Origin of the sequence: Haloferax sp. Atlit-4N, from assembly GCF_003383025.1 — an archaeon.
GTDB classification, from domain to species: domain Archaea; phylum Halobacteriota; class Halobacteria; order Halobacteriales; family Haloferacaceae; genus Haloferax; species Haloferax gibbonsii.
This window is the reverse complement of record NZ_PSYY01000020.1, coordinates 1-676: the sequence shown is the minus strand read 5'-3', so window position 1 is coordinate 676 and position 676 is coordinate 1. Positions and strand designations below refer to the sequence as shown.

At 55.8% G+C, this 676-nt stretch carries 1 protein-coding gene; it reads right to left on the bottom strand.

Annotated features, from left to right (window positions below):
* Positions 1-644 (bottom strand): DNA repair exonuclease (locus tag C5C07_RS22015; RefSeq protein ID WP_233510485.1); only part of this gene is annotated, 644 nt, incomplete at its 3' end.
* Between the last annotated feature and the right edge of the window lie 32 nt (positions 645-676).

Here is a 676-nt window from a genome sequence, read left to right as displayed (position 1 = left end):
CCGGAGTACAACGCTAGTGGATGCGAGTCGATTTGGACGCCTGGATTGTGGATATGTCCGAGTAGCCAGGTATCTGCGGAGGTGTCTCGGAGTTCGCTGGACAGGACCGGTGCGTATCGGCTTCCTCGGGAGTCGAGGTCGGCGTGAAGTACTCCAACCTGTGGCGCGTCATCGGGCACCGGAAGCTCGTACTCCTCGAGCGGAGACTCGTAGACGTGTTCGGCCGAAAACGACCAGCCATCAAAGTGTGCTAACGGCTCACCGTCTCGTTCGAGAGTCCAACGTTCCCACTGACCATCTCTCCCGAGGAACTGGAGGGAGTCAGAGTCGACGTTATCGACCATATCTGGAAGGACATCGAAGTCGTGATTACCGGCAACAACGACAATCGGAATCCCCGCTTCGTCGAGTTGGGCAACCCCGTCTTCGAACGCACCATACGCCTCGAAATAGCGATTTTCTTGATCGACAACATCACCAGTAATCACAATCGCGTCAACATCTCGGTCGATTGCTTCTTGGACCGTCGACAACCAGACAGCTTTCGGCGACAGCTCGGGGCCATCCAAATCACCTGGAATCCGACTCGGGTGACGGCCGAGGTGAAGATCCCCCGTACAAAGCAGTTCAATAGCGTCCTTCATGGATGCAGATAGGTAGTGAGCTAAGAGAACAG